We start from the raw sequence: 22,715 nt of genomic DNA, 5'->3' as shown, positions 1-22,715 counted from the left end.
TACTACATAATACTGCTAGCTATGTAACTGATTAGAAGTAGTATTCTGCGCCAACGATGAAGCGTGTGCCATCATCGCCTTTAGTGTCACCTAGCATATCGTAGTTACGTACATCTGCGTATAGGTAAGTACTTGGAAGCAAGTAACCTAGACGACCAGTAATTGCTGTAGAGCTATCGTCCGCACCTTTAGACTTGATTTTCTTATCTGACTCAGAAGTTGCTGCGTAACCCGCTTTTAGAACCCACTGACCACCGATCACATACTGAGCTGTCGCTGAGAATGCATCTTGTGAATCGTCAGTGCGGTTGTTTTGCATGTTTTTGAATGCAGCTGTTAACGTCACGTCACCTAAGTAAGCTGAACCACCAACGATAGCGTAAGAAACATCACCGCCTTTACCTAACACAGCTAGGCCGAATTCTTTGTTGATCTCGTAATCACCAGTAGTTGGGTTCTTGACAATTGGAGCATCGTTAGTACCAGAGGTGTCATACTCCCCTTGGTGGTAGTAACCACCGTGGATGCTAAATGAATCTCTAGAGAAAGAAGCACCAACACTTGATACTAGTGCATCTGTTGTTGAACCCATTCCACTTAGTGTTGCTTGAATATTGAAACCACCAAATGACACTGAATCAAAACGAAGATTGTTATCTGTACGGTCAGCGTAAGATGCGTCAATCGCATTGTGCCAATCAAAAACGTTACCTAGGCCAGGGTTTGAGTGTGGCCAATCGACGTAGTTGTATGCAGCAACTAGCTGACGACCAAATTTGAATGAACCTAATCCATCAAATGCGAAACCAATGTATGTATCACGAGCACCAAATTGGCCTCCATTTGTACTATTGTTAGCATTCTGACCTTCAATCTGCCACACGAAATCTGGAGCAAAATCATCGAACTCAACTACACCACGGAAGCCGATACGAGATTCAATATCAACAACTACTGTGTTGTCTTTACCTTCTCCGCTTGGAGACCAAAGCTGAACACCACCAGCCGCTTGGCCATAAACTTGAACCGCTTGACCCGCTAGTTCGATTGCAGCGTTAGCTGAGCCAGAAACTGCAGCAAGAGAAACTGCCGCGCCTAAAAGTGTACGTTTAAACATTTTGTCCATGGAAAAAACTCCTAAAAAATGGATATATAGCTATTTTATATTTCTCACCTTAAGTTGGCCGCCGAAGGGAGAAAACAATTCCTATGTCGAAAATCTAAATTAGTCTTAATTTTTGATTTTCTTATTTCCTGCATACACATCGTGCATCCATGAGTTACAGACTAACTTTGCATCAAAAAATATCAACGAGAACTTAATTTTTATCTAAAAAAATATGAGCCAGGCCAAACTTTGCTCTAGTTAGTGATCAAGATCTTATAAATAAAATGAACTTTAGCAAATCAAAATCAAACCATTTAAAAACAATAACTTAAAGAAAAATTATCCAAACTTTACTTGAAGTGGATCGCATAGTTTTAGCGTCAAACCAACCTATAACTAATAATTTGAACAACATCACTCTATTTTATTTTTGTTGTTAGCCACAATTCACAAGACTATATTTTGAGCATAAAAAAAGGCACCAACCTTATCGGATTCGTGCCTTTTTTGGGTTTTTTAGCTATTTTTATCCGCTTAATAAAGATAACTAAGGGATTAAATCGACCAAATCTTGTTCCGTTCTCACTTCTATGCCTAACTCTTCTGCTTTAGCTAACTTAGACCCTGCTGCACTGCCCGCAAATAGCATATCGGTTTTCTTCGACACGCTGCCCGTTACCTTCGCGCCCAGTTTTTGCAACGCTTCTTTCGCTTCACTTCGGGTTAATTGAGAAAGAGAGCCCGTCAATACCACGACTTTACCTTCTAATGGCTTTGGCAAAGAACTGTCTTGAAGCAGTGAAAGGTCTGGCCAATGGACACCTTGATCAATCAAATCTCGGATGATATTGACATTTTTCTCTTGCGCAAAAAATGTGGTGATGTGCGCAGCGACTATTTCACCGATATCGGAAACGTCAAGCAACTGCTCATGAGTCGCCACTTGTATCGCCTCTAAGGTCAAGAAATGCTGCGCTAAATTATTAGCGGTTGCTTCACCCACTTCTCGAATACCTAAAGAGTAGATAAATCGCGCAAGCGTAGTTTCTTTGGCTTTGTTAAGGGCAGACACTATATTTTGTGCCGATTTAGGCCCCATGCGATCCAAAACCGTCAAAACACCCGCAGACAGTTTAAACAAATCTGCTGGCGTCGAGACCATCTCTTTATCAACCAGCTGCTCTATCACTTTTACACCCAAACCGTCGACATCCAACGCTTTACGCGAAACAAAGTGCTTAAACGCTTCTTTACGTTGAGCTTGGCAAACTAGCCCGCCACTGCATCGAGCGACCGCCTCTCCTTCCAATCGTTCAACATCAGACTGACATACAGGGCAATGGGTTGGGAATGTAATGTCTTGGCAATCTTCCGTTCTGCGCTCTAATATCACAGAAGCAATCTGAGGTATCACGTCTCCCGCACGGCGTATGATCACCGTATCGCCAATTTTTACTCCTAAACGTTCTATTTCATCCGCATTATGTAAGGTGGCATTACTCACCGTCACCCCACCGACAAAAACAGGTTCCAGCTTTGCAACGGGTGTAATTGCCCCGGTGCGCCCGACTTGGAATTCAACGTCATTGAGCTTAGTCAGCTCTTCCTCGGCGGGAAACTTATAGGCAATCGCCCATCTTGGGGCCCTTGCGACAAACCCCAATACATTTTGTTGTTCAGTGTCATCTACTTTTATAACCACACCGTCTATTTCATATTCCAATTCGCTGCGGCGCTCTAAGATGCTTTTGTAATACTGTTTAACCTCGTCAAGCGAAGCGACCTGCTTTGTTGCCGCACACATGGGTAGGCCCCAGCTTTTTAACTGAAGAAAACGATGATAATGACTATTGGATAGCTCACCACCTTCGACTATACCGACACTGTATGCATAAAAACTCAGCGGTCGCATAGCGGCAATTTTTGAATCTAACTGACGAAGGCTGCCCGCCGCGGCATTTCTAGGGTTAACAAACACCTTATCGCCTTTGCGAAGCGCTTCTTGGTTCATTTTTTCAAAACCAGCTTTAGGTAAGAAAACTTCGCCTCGCACTTCTATACGTTGCGGCCATCCTTCTCCTTGTAGTTTCAATGGAATGGCTTTGATTGTTCGAGCGTTCTCTGTCACATTCTCGCCCGTCGCCCCGTCTCCACGCGTTGCCGCCTGGACTAACACTCCATTTTCATACAAAAGACTGATCGCTAGCCCATCAAGCTTCGGCTCACAGCAATAGTGTTCTACCCGCTCCCCTGCCAATCGATCATTCAGACGTTTTTGAAACGAATCTAAATCGGCGTCGCTAAACGCGTTATCCAGTGACAGCATAGGCATTTCATGCGTTACCTGCTCAAAACCTTCTAGGGGCTTTCCCCCTACACGTTGACTCGGAGAATCAACCGACATTAATTCGGGGTGCTTTTCTTCTATCTCTCGTAACTCGCGCATCAATCTGTCGTATTCCGCATCAGGGAGCTCAGGGGCATCTTCTACATAATATTTGACCGCATGGTAATGAAGTGTATTTTTGAGTTGGTTTAATTTGTCAGCAATTAGATCAGACATAATATTCTCTAAACAGGTAATTAGATGTGTGAATGACAACAATAAAAAAGGCTCCAATCAGGAGCCTCCTTTGTAAAAAGCGTTTTTGTTACTTCTATCTTAGGCTCTTAAACTCAAGCAGGCAAAGCCGTTTTAAACTCTTGAATTTGTCGTCGATACGCTGACAGCCTATCTGGGGTCATGAGGTTGCGTCGGTCATCAAGCACGTTCCCCCCCAAATCATCGGCAATTTGTTGAGCGGTTCTTAAAAGCAGATTAAAGTTTTGCTCAGCGTCACCGTAACAAGGTAACGTCATAAAGAAAGAAATACCTTTGGTCGAAAAATCAGCTGGATCATCATGTTTTAGTGTCCCCGGCTGCATCATATTTGCCACACTAAACAAAACCTTACTGGTTGGCGACGCATCGGCATGGTAATGGAATATATCCATATCGCCATAGCTCAAGTCGTTTCGCTCCATGCTATCGAAAAGTTTAATGCCAGTAAAAGGACTGTCTCCTGCGCAATGAACGTTAAGGACGATGACTTCCACCTCTGGCTCAGTGCGTTCAGTACTACTCTCATTTACATTTGCCGACTCAGCCACATCAATTGTTTGGTTTTCTTCGGTAATACTGTCTATGTCATCGGTGCTGTCTAGCTCTACCTCAGGCATTGATTCGCTGCTTAGTGCGTAGTCAGGTTGATTCTCTGAGTGCTCTAATTCGTTAAAATGGCTTTCAACAGGAATGTCTGTATCGCTAATCGCACTAAAAGAAGGAATCTCCTGATCATCACGTTCGGTGTCTTGAGCATTGGTCATGATGGGCTCAAGCTGAGATTCATAGCTGTCGATGAGGGGATCAGAGTCAATCAAAGGATCTGCATCCGTCGAAATATCATTTTGAAAGTTCGGTGCTTTCCGCTTTTTACGAACCACTTCATAATCGTCTTCAGGAGCAAACCCACGCTCAGGGGGGACTTCTGTTTCGTCTTTTGTTGTCTTCAATTTACCGAGTGGTTTATCACCAAACTTGGTTTTCCCTTCTTTTTTACTGGTCCACAGACCATGAAACAGTAACGCTGCTATCGCCAATGCGCCGACAATAATAAGTACGAATCGCAATTCCTGCATACTTAACTCTCAATAACTTGATGATAAAAATAATGATCGAACGAACTGTATTCCGTTCACATCAAGGGAAAAAACCTAAATACTGGTGTTACTCTACCAAAACTCATGACTCTTTTAGAACAAATTAATGTAATAAGTTCAACCTTGATTAGAATTTCATCCTCTTTTTTTATTAACAAAGTTAAGTAGAATAGAGAATACGACACAAAAAGGGTAATTTCTGAATGGACGCAAGGTCTTTACAACGAAGTGGGTTTGGGTATTTTTTCTACGGGTTAGAGTTAGCATTAACTCCTGGAATTCGTCGATTTGTTCTTATGCCTCTGATGGCGAATATTATTCTGGTGGGCGGCGCGCTCTTTTACCTCTTTTCCAATATGGACAATTGGATAACTCAGTGGATGGCGCAACTGCCTGAGTTTCTGACTTGGCTCAGCTATATTCTTTGGCCCCTCATTGTGATTACCGTTTTAGCCACGTTTTCCTATTTCTTTAGCACATTGGCTAACTTCATCGCCGCCCCCTTTAATGGGCTACTGGCTGAAAAAGTCGAAGAATACTTAATCGGTCATTCGGTTAACGACGATGGGCTTCTCTCTATAGTTAAAGATCTGCCTCGTATTTTCGCACGCGAATGGAGAAAGCTCCTTTATGTTATTCCCAAAGCCATTGGATTATTTTTATTATTGCTTATCCCTGCCTTTGGCCAAACCCTAGGCCCAATTTTATGGTTTATATTCACAGCTTGGATGCTTGCCATTCAGTATTGTGATTACCCATTTGATAACCACAAGGTTGAGTTCAATCAAATGCGACACCATTTGAAACAAAATCAAACCAAAACCTACAGCTTTGGGGCTTTAGTTGCTATTTTCACCACGATTCCAATTCTAAACCTCATTGTCATGCCTGTTGCTGTTTGCGGTGCAACCGCTATGTGGGTAGCAGAATATAAAAACAAAATCTGATAAAAATCCTAGGGCGTGTTGATCTTTCGCGGTTAAATTTTGTTCGAGATAAAATCGTTTTAGGCGCGGCGAGAAGTATGATGCCTAGTTATTCTAAGCAAAGACTTCTCAACAAAGCATAAAACGATTTTAACCGAACCCTTCGGGCAGCACTTGTTGGGTATTGATACAGCGTTAGAGGCTTCTCAAGTAAAATAACTACATATCTAAGCCTCTGCCTTGTCTAAATACCCATCAAGTTGCTGCAAAAATCAGCTCGAAAGGTCAACACGCCCTAGCAGACACCTCTGTTTGCTAGGGTGCATTTGCCAGATAACCTACCTTGCTTCTATATGTTATAACTTTTTAATCCTTTTCCGTTTTTTACTTAGCGCATATTCTTCTACACATATTCACAAAACGTGTAATGAAGGAACATCAACATGAGCAAGATCTACGAAGACAATTCACAAACGATTGGTAACACTCCACTTGTACGCTTAAACAAAGTCAGTAACGGTAAAGTACTGGCTAAAGTTGAAGCCCGTAACCCAAGCTTCAGTGTTAAGTGCCGTATTGGTGCTAACATGATTTGGGAAGCAGAAAAAGCAGGAACACTGAAAGAAGGTGTTGAATTGGTTGAGCCAACAAGTGGTAACACTGGTATCGCCTTAGCATTCGTAGCAGCTGCTCGTGGATACAAATTGACGCTGACTATGCCTGAATCAATGAGCCTTGAGCGCCGTAAATTGCTAAAAGCACTAGGCGCAAAACTGGAACTGACAGAAGCGGCAAAAGGCATGAAAGGCGCTATTGCTAAAGCTGAAGAGATCGCTGCTTCAAACCCTGATAAATACCTTTTGCTACAACAGTTCAACAACCCAGCAAACCCACAAATTCACGAAAAGACAACTGGACCAGAAATCTGGGATGCAACAGATGGTGACGTTGATGTGCTTGTTTCTGGCGTTGGAACGGGCGGTACCATTACAGGTACGAGCCGCTTCCTGAAAAGCAAGAAAGACACATTGACTTCCGTCGCAGTAGAGCCAGCTGAATCGCCAGTGATTGCTCAAGTGCTAGCCGGTGAAGAAGTGAAGCCAGCTCCGCACAAAATCCAAGGTATCGGTGCAGGCTTCATCCCTGGAAACCTAGATTTAGAATTACTTGACCGTGTTGAAGCCGTCACTTCGGAAGAAGCAATCGAAATGGCTCAGCGCCTAATGGAAGAGGAAGGTATCCTTGCGGGAATCTCTTCTGGTGCAGCTATCGTTGCTGCTAATAGAATTGCTGAACTGCCTGAATTTGCAGGGAAAACTATCGTTGCCGTACTACCAAGTTCAGGTGAGCGTTACCTAAGTACAGCCCTATTTGCAGGTATCTTTGGAGAGAAAGAGAACCAGCAGTAATATGTGGTCAAATCAATTTTTACTACAAAAAAGCCCCTTTTAGGGGCTTTTTTGTTGATCCCTGCCGCACCTTTGGTACTATCAAGACGGTTTTATTTTTAGCTTCAAAATAAAGAAGCGATAAACATATTTAGACAATGTCGAATCGCCATATGGATAAGATTCGCGGTTGCATAACTTTGATCTAGTATCAGTTCTGACACGGAAACGACGTTACTCAGGTAGCAGAAAGTTGTTGAAAGAGTTAAGCTAAATTAGACGAATAAACTAACAAAAAATAAATCAATTGGGGTAATAACATGTACGAGAAGCAAGTAGAAATCACTGCAGAAAATGGCCTTCACACACGTCCAGCTGCACAGTTCGTTAAAGAAGCAAAAAGTTTTGATGCGGACATCACTGTGACTTCTAACGGTAAAAGCGCTAGCGCTAAGAGCCTTTTCAAGCTGCAAACTCTTGGCCTAGTTAAAGGCACAAAAGTCACTATTTCAGCTGAAGGCCCGCAAGCACAACAAGCTGTTGACCACCTAGTAGCACTAATGGACCAGCTACACTAATCCGGTCCCCTATTTTTAAAGCCATTTTGTGAAAGCAAAATGGCTTTATTGGAAATAGGGCAAAAAGTGAGCTACAACTTATCGTTAGCACTTTAGTTACACTCTCCCGTTTACAGTTGACCAATTTAAGGTAAGGCTATGATTTCAGGTATCCTAGCATCTCCAGGTATTGCTTTTGGTAAAGCACTACTTCTTCAAGAAGATGAAATTGTCCTAAATACACATTCGATTTCAGACGACCAAGTCGAAGCTCAAGTCCAATGCTTCTTTGACGCTCGTAATAAATCCTCTGCACAGTTAGAAATGATCAAGCAAAAAGCGCTTGAAACATTCGGTGAAGAAAAAGAAGCGATCTTTGAAGGTCACATTATGCTTCTTGAAGATGAAGAGCTAGAGGAAGAAATCCTAGCACTCATCAAAAAAGACAAAATGCACGCTGATAACGCAATTCATACTGTTATCGAAGAGCAAGCGTGTGCGCTAGAATCTCTAGACGACGAATACCTAAAAGAACGTGCAACAGATATCCGTGATATTGGTACACGTTTCGTTAAAAATGCACTCGGCATCAACATCGTTTCTTTAAGCGACATTGACGAGCAAGTTATCCTCGTCGCTTACGACCTAACACCATCAGAAACAGCACAAATCAACCTAGACTACGTTCTTGGTTTTGCTTGTGACATCGGCGGTCGTACTTCTCATACTTCAATCATGGCACGTTCACTTGAACTTCCTGCTATCGTGGGTACTAACGATATCACTAAGCAAGTAAAGAACGGCGACATGCTCGTACTAGACGCGATGAACAATAAAATCATCGTTAACCCTTCTGAGGCTGAACTAGAAGCGGCTAAAAAAATCAAAGCCGATTTTGAAGCAGAAGCGGCTGAGCTAGCAAAACTGAAAGACTTACATGCTGAAACTTTAGACGGACACCGTGTAGAAGTTTGTGGCAACATCGGTACGGTAAAAGACTGTGATGGTATTTTACGTAACGGTGGTGAAGGTGTTGGTCTGTACCGTACTGAGTTCCTATTTATGGACCGTACAGCACTTCCTACTGAAGAAGAGCAATACATTGCTTACAAAGAAGTAGCCGAAGCGATGGAAGGTGAGTCAGTGATTATCCGTACTATGGATATCGGTGGCGATAAAGACCTTCCATACATGGATCTTCCTCAAGAGATGAACCCATTCCTAGGCTGGCGTGCAGTACGTATTAGCCTAGACCGTCGTGAAATCCTACGCGATCAACTGCGTGGCATCCTACGTGCATCTGCACACGGTAAACTGCGTATCATGTTCCCAATGATCATTTCTGTTGAAGAGATCCGTGAACTGAAAAAAGCCATCGAAGAGTACAAAGTTGAACTTCGCGCTGAAGGCCTGGCTTTCGATGAAGACATCGAAATCGGCGTAATGGTTGAGACTCCAGCAGCTGCTGCAATCGCACACCACCTTGCGAAAGAAGTGTCTTTCTTCTCTATCGGTACTAACGACCTAACGCAATACACTCTTGCAGTAGACCGTGGTAACGAGATGATTTCTCACCTATACAACCCACTATCTCCAGCGGTTTTACTTGTTATCAAACAAGTCATCGATGCTTCTCACAAAGAAGGCAAATGGACAGGTATGTGTGGTGAGCTAGCAGGTGATGAACGTGCAACGCTATTGCTTCTTGGTATGGGCCTAGATGAGTTCTCAATGAGCGGCATCTCTATCCCTAAAGTTAAGAAAGTTATCCGTAACTCTAACTTCGCAGAAGTTAAAGCTATGGCTGAGGAAGCACTTTCACTCGCGACTGCTGCTGAAATTGAAGCTTGTGTAGATAAGTTCATTGCAGAGAAAACTCAATAATCTGCTGGTAACCACTGTCATAAGCGACAAAAAGAGTTAGACGACTAAAAGTAGTCGTCTATTGTTTATGATTGGTATACTATATTTGACAGAATAAAACTAAACGTTAGGAGCATGACACAATGGGTCTGTTTGACAAACTTAAAAAGCTTGTATCTGATGACAGCGCTGATGCTGGTGCAATCGAAATCATCGCACCACTTTCTGGTGAAATCGTAAATATCGAAGATGTGCCAGATGTGGTTTTCGCTGAGAAAATCGTTGGTGACGGTATCGCAATCAAGCCTGCTGGCGACAAAATGGTAGCTCCTGTAAACGGTACTATCGGTAAGATCTTTGAAACTAACCACGCATTCTCTATTGAGTCTGACGATGGCGTTGAACTATTCGTTCACTTCGGTATCGATACTGTTGAGCTAAAAGGTGAAGGCTTCACTCGCGTAGCGGAAGAAGGTCAATCTGTTAAAGCTGGTGACACTATCATCACTTTCGACCTAGCGCTTCTAGAAGAGAAAGCAAAATCTACACTTACTCCAGTTGTTATCTCTAACATGGACGAAATCAAAGAGCTGAACAAGCTTTCTGGTTCTGTCACTGTTGGTGAGAACCCAGTTCTACGCGTAACTAAGTAATCTGACTTAACTACTCGAAGAATTAAAAAACGCTGCTCTTTGCAGCGTTTTTTGTATCTAACGTTTACTGTTTAACTATCGTTTACTGTTTAACTATCCGCGAGCCCGTTATTCTTTACGTAACTGGATTTGTTACTTCAATCCAACCGCGTATTTCAGTACTTCATTTTTTAATGCACCAGAGTTCTCCGCTATTTTTAGCACACCATTACGAACAAACTTAGTCAGTGGGTTTGTGGATTTAAATCCTTTATAAAAGAGATCCATTCCAGTTTGCATCAGTAAATTATCCCTACGCCTTTTACTTTCATAGCGCGAAAGGTCATCCAGTTTAAGCTCACCACCTTCTGTCTCATCCAGCAGTGACACGACATCCTTAAAGCCTAAATTAACCCCCTGTCCTGCAAGTGGATTAATGGTATGAGCAGCATCTCCAACTAAAACACATCTGTTTTTTACGTATTGCTGAGCATGTCGACGAGTGAGTGGAAAAGAGCCGCTCTCTAGTACTTTGATGTCACCTAACTCTTTCGGAAAGTGGGAAAGTATTTCCGTTCTTAAAGTCTCATTGTCCATGGCACTGAGTTGACGGATACGCTTCGGGGCGTCATACCATACAAGTGAACCGTGCTGGCCACTTAACGGAAGGAACGACCGAGGACCTGAAGACATAAATTGCTGCCAAGTAATGTCTTGTTGAGCAAGCGCTGTCTCGACATTAATGAGCATGCAGTGCTGGCGGTAGTCCCACGCTGTGACCCCGATACCCGATAGTTGTCTGACTTGCGAATTAGCACCATCAGCACCAACAACCCATTCTGCTTCGATAACCTCTCCTGACTCTAATGTCAGTTGATTCGAATTAGCGAACTCAATCGATTTTAATTGCTCTGGGCACCTAATTTCCAAATTGGGGTAGTGGGAGAACTCTTGCCACAAACCTAATTGAATCAGTCGATTCTCGACAATGTACCCAAGCTCAGGCAAATCGAGTGAATCAGAATGAAAGCGGGTTCTACACTCAGGGTGCTCCCATGTTTCAAGACGCTTATAAGGGCAAACACGCATTGCAGATGTATGCTTCCATCCCCCTAAGCGCTCTAATAACGAAACCGATGCGTGAGAAATAGCAGAAACGCGAATGTCATGCGTTTGAGCAACGCTATAACTCTCTGGCTGTCGATTTTCAATCACAACGACATTACGCCCCTGTTTAGCAAAGCCGATGGCAACCGCTGCGCCAACCATACCACCGCCTACTACTGCAATTTCATACTTCTTCATCAGATCGTAACTCAAACTATTCAAGACAATTTATTGTACGTTTTCATAACGATAATGTAAGCCTCTTTATTTGGCTTTCATTTCGCAAAATTTACGCACTTTATCCTCAACATTAGTTTTTGCCTAATCACTGGTCAGTCGGTTTTGAAAGCAGTACAATACGCCGCTTGCCGCCTCGACAGCCTTTCATAGGCGCTTTTAGGCGGAGAAACACTGGGCGATTTGCTCCCTTATTTTAAACTAACGATCGAGCGAACAGAAATGAGCAAGAAACTACTAATTAAAACATGGGGCTGCCAGATGAATGAGTACGATTCATCAAAAATGGCAGACCTACTGAACGCAGCCAATGGCTACGAACTCACCGAAGATCCAGAAGAGGCAGATGTACTGCTACTCAACACTTGTTCTATTCGTGAAAAAGCCCAAGAGAAAGTGTTCCACCAGCTTGGTCGTTGGAAAACCCTTAAAGATAAAAAAGAAGGCGTTGTTATCGGTGTTGGCGGTTGTGTCGCCACACAAGAAGGCGACCATATTCGTCAACGCGCACCGTTTGTTGATGTTATCTTTGGTCCTCAAACGCTTCATCGACTGCCACAAATGATCGCTTCTTCCCTTTCAAATGAAGCGCCGGTTATGGACATCTCTTTCCCAGAAATCGAGAAGTTCGATAACCTTCCTGAGCCTCGTGCAGACGGCGCAACGGCTTTTGTTTCGATCATGGAAGGCTGTTCAAAATACTGCACTTACTGCGTTGTACCTTACACTCGTGGTGAAGAAGTGAGCCGTCCAATGGATGATGTTCTGTTTGAAGTGGCTCAACTGGCTGAACAAGGTGTCCGCGAAGTCAACCTTCTTGGTCAAAACGTAAACGCATATCGTGGCCCACAGCACGATGGTGAAATCTGTTCGTTTGCCGAGTTATTACGCCTTGTTGCGTCTATTGATGGCATTGACCGTATTCGATTTACAACCAGCCACCCACTAGAATTTACTGACGATATCATCGCCGTTTATGAAGACACGCCAGAGCTAGTTAGCTTCCTTCACCTACCTGTACAAAGTGGTAGTGATCGTATCCTGACGATGATGAAACGTCCTCACACGGCGATTGAATACAAATCCATCATTCGTAAGCTACGTAAAGCGCGCCCTGATATTCAAATCAGCTCTGACTTTATCGTCGCCTTCCCAGGTGAAAGTGATAAAGACTTCCAAGATACGATGAAGCTGATTAAAGAAGTAGATTTCGATATGAGCTTTAGCTTTATCTTCTCAGCACGTCCGGGGACACCTGCGGCAGATTACCCATGTGATCTCCCAGAGCAAACCAAGAAAGATCGTTTATGGGAACTACAACAACAGGTGAATAGCCAAGCAATGCGTTTTTCTCGCCTAATGCTAGGTACTGAGCAACGTATTTTGGTTGAAGGCCCGTCTAAGAAGAACCTGATGGAACTTCGTGGCCGTACTGAAAATAGCCGCGTTGTAAACTTTGAAGGGTCAGCTGATCTTATTGGCCAATTTGTCGATGTAAAAATCACCGATGTTTTCGCTAACTCACTTCGTGCAGAACTAATCCGCACGGAAAAAGAGATGGATCTTCGTAGCGTGATTTCTCCAACTCAAATGATGGCACAAACAAAACGTGAAGATGAGTTAGGTGTAGCCACCTTTACCCCATAAGATCCTTATCAGAAAGCTGATATATAAAGCTTGAAATTCTCTCACTAAGTGACCATCTTAGAATGAGAGATATCGTGACTAAAAGCCCGGTCTCAATCGGGCTTTTTGCTATTAGTTTAAATTTGCTATTAGTTTAAAATAGACGCGACTGGTTTAAAATGAGAGGCAACCTTGAGCAATAAAATTGTTACGCTAGAAATTAACTTAGAACCTTCAGATAACCGCCGACTAGCCAGTTTATGCGGTCCTTTCGATGACAACATCAAGCATTTAGAACGCAGATTGGGCGTTGAAATAAACCATAGAAACAATTTCTTTACCATTGTTGGTAAGCCCCATACAGCCGCAGCTGCACTGGATATTATCAAATCTCTTTATGTCGACACCGCTCCGGTACGTGGCAATATTCCCGATATTGAACCTGAACATATTCATCTCAATGTGAAGCAATCGGGTGTTCTTGAGCAAACGACTGAACCTACGCTCGAACATGGCAAAGAAGTCTTCATTAAAACCAAAAAAGGGGTAATTAAGCCTCGTACGCCAAATCAAGCGCAATATTTAGTGAATATGGTCACCCACGACATTAGCTTTGGTATCGGCCCTGCTGGTACAGGGAAAACTTACCTCGCTGTGGCGGCTGCCGTGGATGCCCTTGAGCGACAAGAGATCCGCCGTATTTTACTGACACGCCCAGCAGTCGAAGCGGGTGAAAAACTCGGTTTCCTTCCTGGCGATCTAAGCCAAAAAGTGGACCCTTACTTGCGCCCTCTTTACGACGCTTTGTTTGAGATGCTTGGCTTCGAGAAAGTTGAAAAACTGATTGAACGCAACGTTATTGAAGTCGCCCCTCTCGCCTACATGCGTGGCCGTACTTTAAATGATGCCTTCATCATCCTCGATGAAAGTCAGAATACGACGGTAGAACAAATGAAAATGTTCTTAACCCGTATTGGTTTTAACTCTCGTGCTGTTATCACTGGTGACGTGACACAAATTGACTTACCTCGTGGGGCACGTTCAGGCCTTAGACACGCCATCGAAGTGCTCAGTGAAGTGGACGAGATCAGCTTTAACTTCTTCCTCTCTGATGATGTGGTTAGGCACCCTGTCGTTGCCCGAATCGTAAATGCTTATGAGAAGTGGGAAACACAAGATCAGAAAGAACGCAAAGAAATCGAAAAACGTCGCCGTGCAGAGCGAGAAGCACTCAATACCGAATCAACGCCTCTCGTCAACAATCAAGCATCACCTGAAATCAAAGAGCCCAAATAAGCATGACAATTGAATTAGACCTGCAACTGGCCGTTGAAGACGAGCAAGGCCTCCCAAGCGAAGCCGACATTCATCTCTGGTTAAGCAAAGCTGTGACAAACTTTCAGCAACAAGCGGAAGTGACTATTCGCATTGTCGATAGTGAAGAAAGCCAAGAGCTCAATCATCAATACAGAGGCAAAGACAAACCCACTAACGTGTTGTCCTTTCCGTTTGAAGCGCCTCCTGGTATTGAACTTGATCTGCTCGGTGATCTCGTCATTTGTCGCCAAGTCGTTGAGCGCGAAGCAAAGGAGCAAAATCAACCCGTTTTTGCACACTGGGCGCATATGGTTGTACATGGTAGCCTGCATCTGCTAGGTTATGATCATATTGACGATGCTGATGCCGAAGAAATGGAAGCGTTAGAAGCAGAAATTTTGCAATCAATGGGGTTTGAAGACCCTTATAAAGATGAAAAGCTGAGTTAAAATACAATCATCGCCGAACAATTTGGTTTGCCTTTAAGAAACTGTCGAAGGCAATTATGTGCGCTATCACACTTTTGGTAGCAATATAGATATGAGAAGAAATGAACGAAGGTAATCCTCCCTCTTCGCCGGAAGGTAAAAAAGAAAAGGCCGAAGGTCCGAGTAGAAAGTCCTTTTTAGGACGTCTTGGACAACTTTTTCAAACAGAGCCCAAAGATCGCCAAGAACTGGTCGATGTCATCAGAGACTCTGAAGAAAACGATTTAATTGACCATGATACGCGCGATATGCTTGAAGGTGTTATTGAAATATCTGAAATGCGAATCCGTGACATCATGATACCTCGGTCTCAAATTGTCACGGTAGAAAAAAGTGACGATCTTGATAAACTCGTCTCTTTGATAACCGATGCGCAGCACTCTCGTTATCCCGTGATCAGCGAAGACAAAGACCATGTAGAGGGAATACTTCTCGCCAAAGACTTACTCAAGTATTTGGGCTCTGAAAGTGAAACCTTTGCAATAGAAGAAGTTATTCGTCCAGCGGTCGTTGTTCCTGAAAGTAAACGCGTTGACCGCTTACTTAAAGAGTTTCAAGAAGAACGCTACCACATGGCGATTGTCGTCGATGAATTTGGCGGTGTATCTGGCCTTGTGACTATCGAAGACATTCTCGAAGAGATCGTCGGTGAAATTGAGGATGAATTTGACGACGAAGAAGAAGTGGATATTCGTAAATTGAGTAAACATACTTTCTCGGTCAAAGCCTTAACCACCATTGATGAGTTTAATGAAACTTTCCAAACTAACTTCAGTGCGGATGAAGTGGATACCGTAGGAGGACTTGTAATGAGCGCCTTGGGTCACTTACCTTCGCGTGGTGAAGTGGTTGAAATCAATCATTATGCGTTTAAGGTCTCGGCTGCTGATAACCGACGTGTACTGCAACTTCAAGTCACCGTACCCGATGAAGAACCCCTTCCTCAACCAACGGAAGAATAATCCAACCTCGCTTTCGAGAATCTTGATAGATGACTAATAACATTATTCATCGCCTACAGCGGCCTTTAGGGGCCGTTTTTGTTGGCGCTTTAACCACTCTGGCTTTTGCTCCTTATCAAATTTGGCCGCTGGCTATCATTAGCCCGTTGTTACTTTTAGCTTTACTCCAAGGGCAATCATCCAAACAAGGCTTTTTTATTGGTTATGCTTGGGGAATCGGCTTATTTTCCACCGGCATCAGCTGGGTCCATATCAGTATTGATGTCTTCGGCGGCATGCCCAAAATAGCGAGCCTGTTTTTGATGGCGCTACTGGTCGGCTATCTTGCTCTATATAGCGGTCTGTTCGCTTGGTTATTAAACCGTTACTTCCCTCTGGTCAGTCGCCATCGATTTATCCTAGCCGCTCCTGCTTTATGGCTTCTTACCGATTGGCTACGCGGTTGGGTAATGACTGGCTTTCCATGGCTATGGCTAGGCTACAGTCAAATAGATTCACCACTCGCGAACTTTGCACCCATAGGTGGCGTCGAGTTCGTCACTTTTCTGCTGGTGCTCTCTTCTGCAGCCATGGCTTTTGCCCTATTTAGCCGTTCATGGTCAATATTACTCATTCCATGCGTCATCTTATCTTCTGGATTTGGCCTGAGAAATGTTGACTGGGTAATTCCCGACTCTGACAATTCGACGAAAGTAGCATTAATACAGGGCAATACTGACCAATCCAGTAAATGGGTACCCAGTCAGCGCTGGCCAATAATCATGAAATATGTCGATCTAAGCCGTGAACACTGGGATGCGGATATCATTATCTGGCCAGAAGCGGCCATTCCTGCCTTTGAATTTGAGATCCCAGCTTTTTTACGAAGTCTTGATGAGTCCGCTAAAGAAAACCAAACGGCAATCATTACCGGTGTTGTGAACAAAAGTGACACGGATAACTTTTACAATAGTGTCCTCGCCATTGGCAACACACCTTACGGCGACTACAGTTACGACCCAAATGAACGCTATCATAAACACCACCTATTACCTTTTGGTGAGTTCGTTCCATTTGAAGACATTTTAAGACCGATTGCGCCATTTTTTAATCTGCCAATGTCCTCATTCAGTCAAGGGGACTTTGTTCAACCTAACATCATCGCCAATGGTCGTCATATGGCGCCAGCGCTGTGCTATGAGATTATATTTAATGAACAAGTTAGGCGAAACGTCACCGATGATACGGACTTTATTCTAACGCTCTCTAATGATGCTTGGTTTGGGGACTCTATTGGCCCGCTGCAACATATGGAGATTGCGAGAATGAGAGCCCGAGAGCTAGGCAAACCTTTGATTCGTTCTACCAATAACGGTGTAACAGCGGTAACCGACTTTAAAGGGAATATTATCGAACAAGTCGCACAATTTGAGACCGCGGTGTTAACGGCCACTCTCCAATCAACAATCGGCCAGACCCCTTATCGTAATGTTGGGACTTGGCCATTGTATATTTGGGTGGCTTTAAGCTTGGTTCTTTCAACCATTGCAGCTCGTAACACCGTAGCTAAGCCTAAACGTTAAGGCCCTGAGCTTTCGTACTTAATGATCAACGCTCAACGATCAGTACTTAACAGCAACGCGCTCAGTACTTAACACTAACAACCGATAACCTAGTACCTCGTACCTAAGAACAAAGATGATTTGTTCAGTGCTAGATTATCGGTGTTAGCGGCTCCCAGCGAAAAACAGAATATAATATTCGCTAAGGCTTTAATGCCTGACGACTAAACCCGGTATGGCCGCATTGCGTACAAGCAATCACTTTTGTGGGATGGTTATACTGCACCTTATGACCGCAATCATCACAAATCAAAATACCAAGCCCTATCATATCCCCAGCCTGATAGAGCCCCTGGTGTTCAAGATCTTGAAACAGCTCGACCCACTCAACCTTTGTTCGATCGGTAATATCAAGCAGCCCTTGCCAAATTGAGTCTGAAATCATGATCGAAAACGGGCTGCCTTTGCTCTCTTCATAATTATCAGCGAACGCCTTAAAGTCAGATTGTAGATACGCTGAGATCAAAGAAAGCTCATCTTTAGTCATATCATTAGCAGCGCTGACGACCTTAGCGGATGTTTCAAAAACATGGGTAATTTCTTCAGGGCTACTTTTCAATGTTTCTACGACTTCATCGAACATATCTTCGTAACCCGCTTTATGTTTTGGCATAACAGACCCCTTCATGACAGATTGGCTATTGTTGTACTTCGCTCCTTTAGGTATTCTATGTCGATCTACTCGTATCTGTTCTAACCGAACTCACAAATTCCAAGATAACCGGATATCATCGATGCAAGAGCAATATAACCCGCAAGACATTGAACAAAAAGTTCAGCAGCACTGGGACAACAGCAAGACCTTTGTTGTAAGTGAAGACCCAAATAAAGAAAAATTCTACTGTCTCTCTATGTTTCCTTACCCTAGTGGGCGACTGCACATGGGTCACGTGCGCAACTACACCATCGGTGATGTGGTATCTCGCTTCCAGCGTCTGCAAGGAAAAAATGTCATGCAGCCAATTGGTTGGGATGCATTTGGCCTTCCTGCTGAGAACGCCGCCGTCAAGAACAAAACGGCGCCAGCACCGTGGACATATGAAAACATCGAGTACATGAAAAACCAGCTGAAATTACTCGGCTTTGGTTATGACTGGAGCCGTGAATTCGCCACCTGTACGCCAGAATATTACCGTTGGGAACAAGAGTTCTTTACCAAACTGTACGAAAAAGGCCTGGTTTACAAGAAAACCTCTTCGGTTAACTGGTGCCCTAACGACCAAACTGTCCTTGCTAATGAGCAAGTAGAAGATGGTTGCTGCTGGCGTTGTGACACGCCTGTAGAACAAAAGAAGATTCCACAGTGGTTCATTAAGATCACAGAGTACGCTCAAGAGTTGTTAGATGACTTAGACAACCTTGAAGGTTGGCCTGAAATGGTGAAAACCATGCAGCGTAACTGGATCGGTCGTTCTGAAGGTGTTGAGCTCTCGTTCGCTGTTAACGGTGAAGAAGCGCCTCTAGAAGTGTACACGACGCGTCCTGACACGCTAATGGGTGTTTCTTACGTGGGCATCGCGGCAGGTCACCCACTGGCAGAGAAAGCCTCTAAGAACAACCCTGAACTTGCAGCATTCGTTGATGAATGCCGTAACACCAAAGTGGCTGAAGCCGAATTGGCAACGATGGAAAAGAAAGGCATGGATACTGGCCTAACGGCTATCCACCCTCTTAACGGTCGTGTTGTTCCTATTTACGTCGCTAACTTCGTTCTTATGGATTACGGTACAGGCGCGGTAATGGCGGTTCCTGCTCACGATCAACGTGACTACGAGTTCGCAGTGAAATACGGTATCGACATCATTCCAGTCATCAAACCAGAAGACGGTTCTGAGCTAGACGTTTCTGAAGCGGCTTACACAGAGAAAGGCGTCTTGTTTGATTCTGGTGAATTTGATGGCCTTGCATTCCAAGAAGCGTTCGATGCCATTGCTGCCAAGCTTGAAGCTGAAGGCAAAGGCAAAAAGACTGTCAACTTCCGTCTGCGTGACTGGGGGGTATCTCGCCAGCGTTACTGGGGCGCTCCAATCCCAATGGTCACCACTGAAGATGGCCAAGTTCACCCAGTACCAGCAGACCAACTTCCAGTCATTCTTCCTGAAGACGTAGTAATGGATGGCGTAACGAGCCCAATCAAAGCAGATAAGTCTTGGGCAGAAACGACATTCAATGGTGAGCCAGCACTTCGTGAAACCGATACATTCGATACCTTCATGGAATCGTCTTGGTACTACGCGCGTTACTGTTCACCACAAGCGGATGACATTCTGGATCCAGAGAAAGCAAACTACTGGCTACCGGTTGACCAGTACATTGGTGGCATCGAGCACGCTTGTATGCACCTGTTGTATTCTCGATTCTTCCATAAACTGCTTCGTGATGCGGGTTATGTCACCTCTGATGAGCCATACAAACAACTACTATGCCAAGGTATGGTATTAGCTGATGCGTTTTATCACGAAAATGAAAAAGGCACGAAAGAGTGGATCGCACCCACAGACGTGACCGTTGAGCGTGATGCAAAAGGCCGTATTGAAAAGGCAACCGACGATCAGGGCCGTAATGTTGAGCACTCTGGCATGATCAAGATGTCAAAGTCTAAAAACAACGGTATTGACCCTCAAGAAATGGTCGACAAATACGGCGCTGACACCGTACGTCTATTCATGATGTTTGCGTCTCCTGCAGACATGACACTTGAATGGCAAGAATCTGGCGTTGAAGGGGCAAACCGCTTCCTTAAGCGTGTTTGGAAACTGGTTCATGCACACTCATCTAAGGGTGCTGCCGAGGCAGTTGATGCATCTGCGCTTTCTGGCGACCAAAAAGCACTTCGCCGTGACGTTCACAAGACCATCGCAAAAGTCACCGATGATATCGCTCGTCGTCAAACCTTTAACACCGCGATTGCTGCCATCATGGAGCTCATGAACAAGCTAGCGAAAGCGCCGCAAGAATCAACACAAGATCGTGCGATTCTAGATGAAGCACTGAAAGCGGTTGTTCGCATGCTTTACCCAATGACGCCACACATCTCTTACGAAATGTGGATTGCATTGGGCGAATCCAATGTTGACTCAGCAACATGGCCGACGTTTGATGAAGCGGCACTGGTTGAAGATGAAAAAACCATTGTGGTTATGATCAACGGTAAGCTACGGGCGAAACTACAAGTTCCTGCTGATATTACAGAAGATGCAGTCAAAGAGCTTGGCCTTAACGACGAGAACGCCATTAAGTTCCTAGATGGCTTAACCATTCGTAAAGTGATTTACGTACCAGGAAAGCTGCTTAACATCGTGGCAAACTAATGTAATTTAGACTTTAGTTACGTGTAATCTAAGCAGGGTGCTTATCCACCCTGCTTACTTATCTAATCGCTCTGCATCTTGTTCCATTGATAAGCACAGAGAGCCATTAGATAAGTATTCCAATTAATGAGAGCCTCCTAAACATGCGCCTGACTTCTAACTCATTTAAACTTGCTTGCGTTGTATTCAGCGCCAGTTTAATTTCGGCATGCGGATTCCATCTGCGTGGTGATTACTCTGTACCCGAAGAGCTGTCGACGATTTCTATCACCAGTTACGATCAATACAGCACTTTTACGCGAGTGGTCAAAAATCAATTTCGCCTAAATGATGTGGAACTCGTGTTGCCGAATGAAGAAGTCCCAAACATGCACTTATTGGGCGAGGGTGTTGGTGAACGCACATTGTCACTTTACCAAGGCTCACAAAGCACAGGGCCTCGCACAGCAGAAATTGAGTTGACCTTTCGAGCCTCATACCGCGTCACCATTCCTGAATTAGGCGCGAAGACCTTTTCTACTAGCGTGACTCGAAGCTACCTTGATAACCCACTGACCGCTTTAGCGAAGTCAGTGGAACGTGACATGATCGAAGATGAAATGCGTAAACTCGCGTCAACACAAATCATTCGTCAGATGGGCCGACTAAGAGCCGATATCGAAGCACATGAAATGCTCCTTGAAGAGCAATTCGTTGCGGGTTATGACAATACGGAAGAGCAGTACAAAATCAAAACCATTGAAGGTGAATTGCCACAAGTCTCAAACCCACAAGCGGAAGCCAACGCCACCGCTTCAGACTCTGCCCAATAGAGCCGAACATGCGCATTTACGCCGACAAACTTTCGGATCAACTGAATAGGCAACTCCATCCTGTCTATTTGCTGTTTGGTAATGAGCCACTGCTGATTCAAGAATCCCACCAGGCTATCCGAAACAAAGCGCAGACAGAAGGGTTTGATGAACGTCATCGATTCACCTTAGACAGCAACCTAAACTGGAATGATGTGCACGATTGCTGTCAAGCACTCAGCTTATTTTCCGCTCGCCAAATGATCGAATTAGAAGTGACAGAAGCTGGGCTGAATGCAGGGCATTCCAAAGAGCTTGTGTCACTATGCGCTATGCTTCATCCTGATATTTTGCTGATCATCATTGGTGGAAAACTCACCAAAGCGCAAGAGAATGCTAAGTGGTTCAAAGCCTTAAATAGCCAAGGTTGTTGGGTCAGTTGCTTAACACCAGACATTCAAAGACTGCCGCAATTTGTTCAATCTCGCTGCAATGCACTGGGGTTAACGGCAGATGCAGAAGCCAGACAAATGCTGGCTCAATGGCATGAAGGCAACTTATTTGCCCTATCCCAAAGCTTAGAAAAATTAGCACTTCTCTACCCCGATGGGCAATTAACTCTGGTTAGATTGGAAGAATCCCTAAGCCGTCATAACCATTTTACTGCTTTTCATTGGATCGATGCACTGCTGGCTGGAAAAGCAAAACGAGCTCAACGGATTTTACGCCAGCTTGAAGCGGAATCGGTAGAGCCTGTGATCCTGATTCGTTCAGTTCAAAAAGAGCTTATGCTTTTGCTTAAGCTGCAAGTAGAGCTCAAAACAGCGTCGGCATCTCACGTCTTCGATAAGCACAGAATATGGCAATCGAAACGACCGCTTTACAACAGCGCTTTGTCTCGACTCTCTTTCGTCGCTATTCAACAACGTTTAAGCTTACTTGCACAGTGCGAAATATTGTCTAAAACTCAATATGACACATCTCCTTGGCCAATATTGCACCAATTGAGCTTAGAGCTGTGTCAGCCGTCTATCAACCTGGCGGTATCCTAATAAAAGCATGCTATACTGCGCAGCCAAAAATTCACCCATTAACACCCCCT

The 22,715-nt window shown here is 44.2% G+C and carries 18 protein-coding genes; 13 read left to right on the top strand and 5 right to left on the bottom strand.

Features of this window, described 5'->3' with window-relative positions; translation table 11 throughout:
* Positions 1–31: 31 nt before the first annotated feature.
* The 3 genes from QF117_RS09965 to zipA form a co-directional block, all read right to left on the bottom strand.
* Positions 32–1,126: a porin gene (locus QF117_RS09965; RefSeq protein ID WP_282388778.1), complete on the bottom strand. Its 1,095-nt coding sequence runs from the start codon at positions 1,124–1,126 to the stop codon at positions 32–34.
* 529 nt (positions 1,127–1,655) lie between these two features.
* The gene (gene ligA, locus QF117_RS09960; RefSeq protein WP_282388777.1) at positions 1,656–3,671 is read right to left on the bottom strand and encodes an NAD-dependent DNA ligase LigA; all 2,016 of its coding nucleotides are present in this window, start codon (positions 3,669–3,671) and stop codon (positions 1,656–1,658) included.
* A gap of 113 nt (positions 3,672–3,784) precedes the next feature.
* Positions 3,785–4,786, bottom strand: coding sequence for a cell division protein ZipA (zipA, locus tag QF117_RS09955; RefSeq protein WP_282388776.1), 1,002 nt, complete (start codon positions 4,784–4,786; stop codon positions 3,785–3,787).
* A 224-nt stretch (positions 4,787–5,010) separates the two neighbouring features.
* Here zipA and cysZ point away from each other — a divergent pair, with 224 nt between their 5' ends.
* From cysZ to crr, 5 genes are all read left to right on the top strand, one after another.
* Positions 5,011–5,754 carry a sulfate transporter CysZ gene (gene cysZ, locus QF117_RS09950; RefSeq protein WP_282388775.1) on the top strand — a complete coding sequence of 248 codons (744 nt, stop codon included), beginning with the start codon at positions 5,011–5,013 and terminating at the stop codon, positions 5,752–5,754.
* A 422-nt stretch (positions 5,755–6,176) separates the two neighbouring features.
* Positions 6,177–7,142: a cysteine synthase A gene (gene cysK, locus QF117_RS09945; RefSeq protein ID WP_282388774.1), complete on the top strand. Its 966-nt coding sequence runs from the start codon at positions 6,177–6,179 to the stop codon at positions 7,140–7,142.
* Between the two features lie 299 nt (positions 7,143–7,441).
* Complete coding sequence (locus tag QF117_RS09940; protein ID WP_017034687.1) at positions 7,442–7,699, top strand: HPr family phosphocarrier protein; 258 nt, start codon at positions 7,442–7,444, stop codon at positions 7,697–7,699.
* Positions 7,700–7,837: 138 nt separating this feature from the next.
* Positions 7,838–9,562: a phosphoenolpyruvate-protein phosphotransferase PtsI gene (gene ptsI, locus QF117_RS09935; protein WP_282388773.1), complete on the top strand. Its 1,725-nt coding sequence runs from the start codon at positions 7,838–7,840 to the stop codon at positions 9,560–9,562.
* Between the two features lie 122 nt (positions 9,563–9,684).
* Positions 9,685–10,194: a PTS glucose transporter subunit IIA gene (crr, locus tag QF117_RS09930; RefSeq protein WP_017034689.1), complete on the top strand. Its 510-nt coding sequence runs from the start codon at positions 9,685–9,687 to the stop codon at positions 10,192–10,194.
* 132 nt (positions 10,195–10,326) lie between these two features.
* Here the strand turns inward: crr and QF117_RS09925 are convergent, their stop codons facing one another.
* Entirely contained in the window at positions 10,327–11,478 is a 1,152-nt protein-coding gene (locus QF117_RS09925; RefSeq protein ID WP_282388772.1) for a 2-octaprenyl-3-methyl-6-methoxy-1,4-benzoquinol hydroxylase, read from the bottom strand.
* Between the two features lie 261 nt (positions 11,479–11,739).
* On the opposite strand from QF117_RS09925, the gene miaB reads away from it, so the two are divergent.
* From miaB to lnt, 5 genes are all read left to right on the top strand, one after another.
* Positions 11,740–13,164, top strand: a complete 1,425-nt coding sequence (gene miaB / locus QF117_RS09920; protein ID WP_282388770.1) for a tRNA (N6-isopentenyl adenosine(37)-C2)-methylthiotransferase MiaB — start codon at positions 11,740–11,742, stop codon at positions 13,162–13,164.
* Between the two features lie 171 nt (positions 13,165–13,335).
* A complete protein-coding gene (locus QF117_RS09915; RefSeq protein WP_282388769.1) occupies positions 13,336–14,439 on the top strand; it encodes a PhoH family protein in 1,104 nt (367 codons plus the stop codon).
* Positions 14,440–14,441: 2 nt separating this feature from the next.
* Positions 14,442–14,909 carry an rRNA maturation RNase YbeY gene (ybeY, locus tag QF117_RS09910; RefSeq protein ID WP_282388768.1) on the top strand — a complete coding sequence of 156 codons (468 nt, stop codon included), beginning with the start codon at positions 14,442–14,444 and terminating at the stop codon, positions 14,907–14,909.
* A gap of 101 nt (positions 14,910–15,010) precedes the next feature.
* Positions 15,011–15,910, top strand: a complete 900-nt coding sequence (corC, locus tag QF117_RS09905) for a CNNM family magnesium/cobalt transport protein CorC (RefSeq protein WP_282388767.1) — start codon at positions 15,011–15,013, stop codon at positions 15,908–15,910.
* Positions 15,911–15,939: 29 nt separating this feature from the next.
* Positions 15,940–17,472 carry an apolipoprotein N-acyltransferase gene (gene lnt / locus QF117_RS09900; RefSeq protein WP_282388766.1) on the top strand — a complete coding sequence of 511 codons (1,533 nt, stop codon included), beginning with the start codon at positions 15,940–15,942 and terminating at the stop codon, positions 17,470–17,472.
* A gap of 181 nt (positions 17,473–17,653) precedes the next feature.
* On the opposite strand, the gene QF117_RS09895 is transcribed toward lnt, so the two are convergent.
* Positions 17,654–18,124 (bottom strand): zinc ribbon-containing protein, encoded by a 471-nt coding sequence (locus QF117_RS09895; protein ID WP_282388765.1) that lies wholly within the window; start codon positions 18,122–18,124, stop codon positions 17,654–17,656.
* Between the two features lie 121 nt (positions 18,125–18,245).
* Between QF117_RS09895 and leuS the strand changes: the two genes are divergently transcribed.
* From leuS to holA, 3 genes are all read left to right on the top strand, one after another.
* Positions 18,246–20,822 (top strand): leucine--tRNA ligase, encoded by a 2,577-nt coding sequence (gene leuS, locus QF117_RS09890; RefSeq protein ID WP_282389454.1) that lies wholly within the window; start codon positions 18,246–18,248, stop codon positions 20,820–20,822.
* A 143-nt stretch (positions 20,823–20,965) separates the two neighbouring features.
* Complete coding sequence (gene lptE, locus QF117_RS09885; protein ID WP_282388764.1) at positions 20,966–21,634, top strand: LPS assembly lipoprotein LptE; 669 nt, start codon at positions 20,966–20,968, stop codon at positions 21,632–21,634.
* An 8-nt stretch (positions 21,635–21,642) separates the two neighbouring features.
* On the top strand, positions 21,643–22,665 hold the full coding sequence (gene holA / locus QF117_RS09880) for a DNA polymerase III subunit delta (RefSeq protein ID WP_282388762.1): 1,023 nt from the start codon (positions 21,643–21,645) through the stop codon (positions 22,663–22,665).
* The last annotated feature ends 50 nt before the right edge of the window (positions 22,666–22,715 follow it).

This window comes from Vibrio sp. YMD68, assembly GCF_029958905.1.
GTDB lineage: Bacteria > Pseudomonadota > Gammaproteobacteria > Enterobacterales > Vibrionaceae > Vibrio.
The sequence above is the reverse complement of the archived record's forward strand: the minus strand, read 5'-3'. Positions and strand labels throughout refer to the sequence as shown.

Excerpts from the sequence above, each read along its gene's own strand:
- zipA (WP_282388776.1), bottom strand. The coding sequence starts at position 4,786 with ATGCAGGAATTGCGATTCGTACTTATTATTGTCGGCGCATTGGCGATA.
- cysZ (WP_282388775.1), top strand. The coding sequence starts at position 5,011 with ATGGACGCAAGGTCTTTACAACGAAGTGGGTTTGGGTATTTTTTCTAC.
- lnt (WP_282388766.1), top strand. The coding sequence starts at position 15,940 with ATGACTAATAACATTATTCATCGCCTACAGCGGCCTTTAGGGGCCGTT.
- QF117_RS09965 (WP_282388778.1), bottom strand. The coding sequence starts at position 1,126 with ATGGACAAAATGTTTAAACGTACACTTTTAGGCGCGGCAGTTTCTCTT.
- corC (WP_282388767.1), top strand. The coding sequence starts at position 15,011 with ATGAACGAAGGTAATCCTCCCTCTTCGCCGGAAGGTAAAAAAGAAAAG.
- QF117_RS09895 (WP_282388765.1), bottom strand. The coding sequence starts at position 18,124 with ATGCCAAAACATAAAGCGGGTTACGAAGATATGTTCGATGAAGTCGTA.
- QF117_RS09925 (WP_282388772.1), bottom strand. The coding sequence starts at position 11,478 with ATGAAGAAGTATGAAATTGCAGTAGTAGGCGGTGGTATGGTTGGCGCA.
- cysK (WP_282388774.1), top strand. The coding sequence starts at position 6,177 with ATGAGCAAGATCTACGAAGACAATTCACAAACGATTGGTAACACTCCA.
- holA (WP_282388762.1), top strand. The coding sequence starts at position 21,643 with ATGCGCATTTACGCCGACAAACTTTCGGATCAACTGAATAGGCAACTC.
- ybeY (WP_282388768.1), top strand. The coding sequence starts at position 14,442 with ATGACAATTGAATTAGACCTGCAACTGGCCGTTGAAGACGAGCAAGGC.
- ligA (WP_282388777.1), bottom strand. The coding sequence starts at position 3,671 with ATGTCTGATCTAATTGCTGACAAATTAAACCAACTCAAAAATACACTT.
- crr (WP_017034689.1), top strand. The coding sequence starts at position 9,685 with ATGGGTCTGTTTGACAAACTTAAAAAGCTTGTATCTGATGACAGCGCT.
- miaB (WP_282388770.1), top strand. The coding sequence starts at position 11,740 with ATGAGCAAGAAACTACTAATTAAAACATGGGGCTGCCAGATGAATGAG.
- leuS (WP_282389454.1), top strand. The coding sequence starts at position 18,246 with ATGCAAGAGCAATATAACCCGCAAGACATTGAACAAAAAGTTCAGCAG.
- lptE (WP_282388764.1), top strand. The coding sequence starts at position 20,966 with ATGCGCCTGACTTCTAACTCATTTAAACTTGCTTGCGTTGTATTCAGC.
- ptsI (WP_282388773.1), top strand. The coding sequence starts at position 7,838 with ATGATTTCAGGTATCCTAGCATCTCCAGGTATTGCTTTTGGTAAAGCA.
- QF117_RS09940 (WP_017034687.1), top strand. The coding sequence starts at position 7,442 with ATGTACGAGAAGCAAGTAGAAATCACTGCAGAAAATGGCCTTCACACA.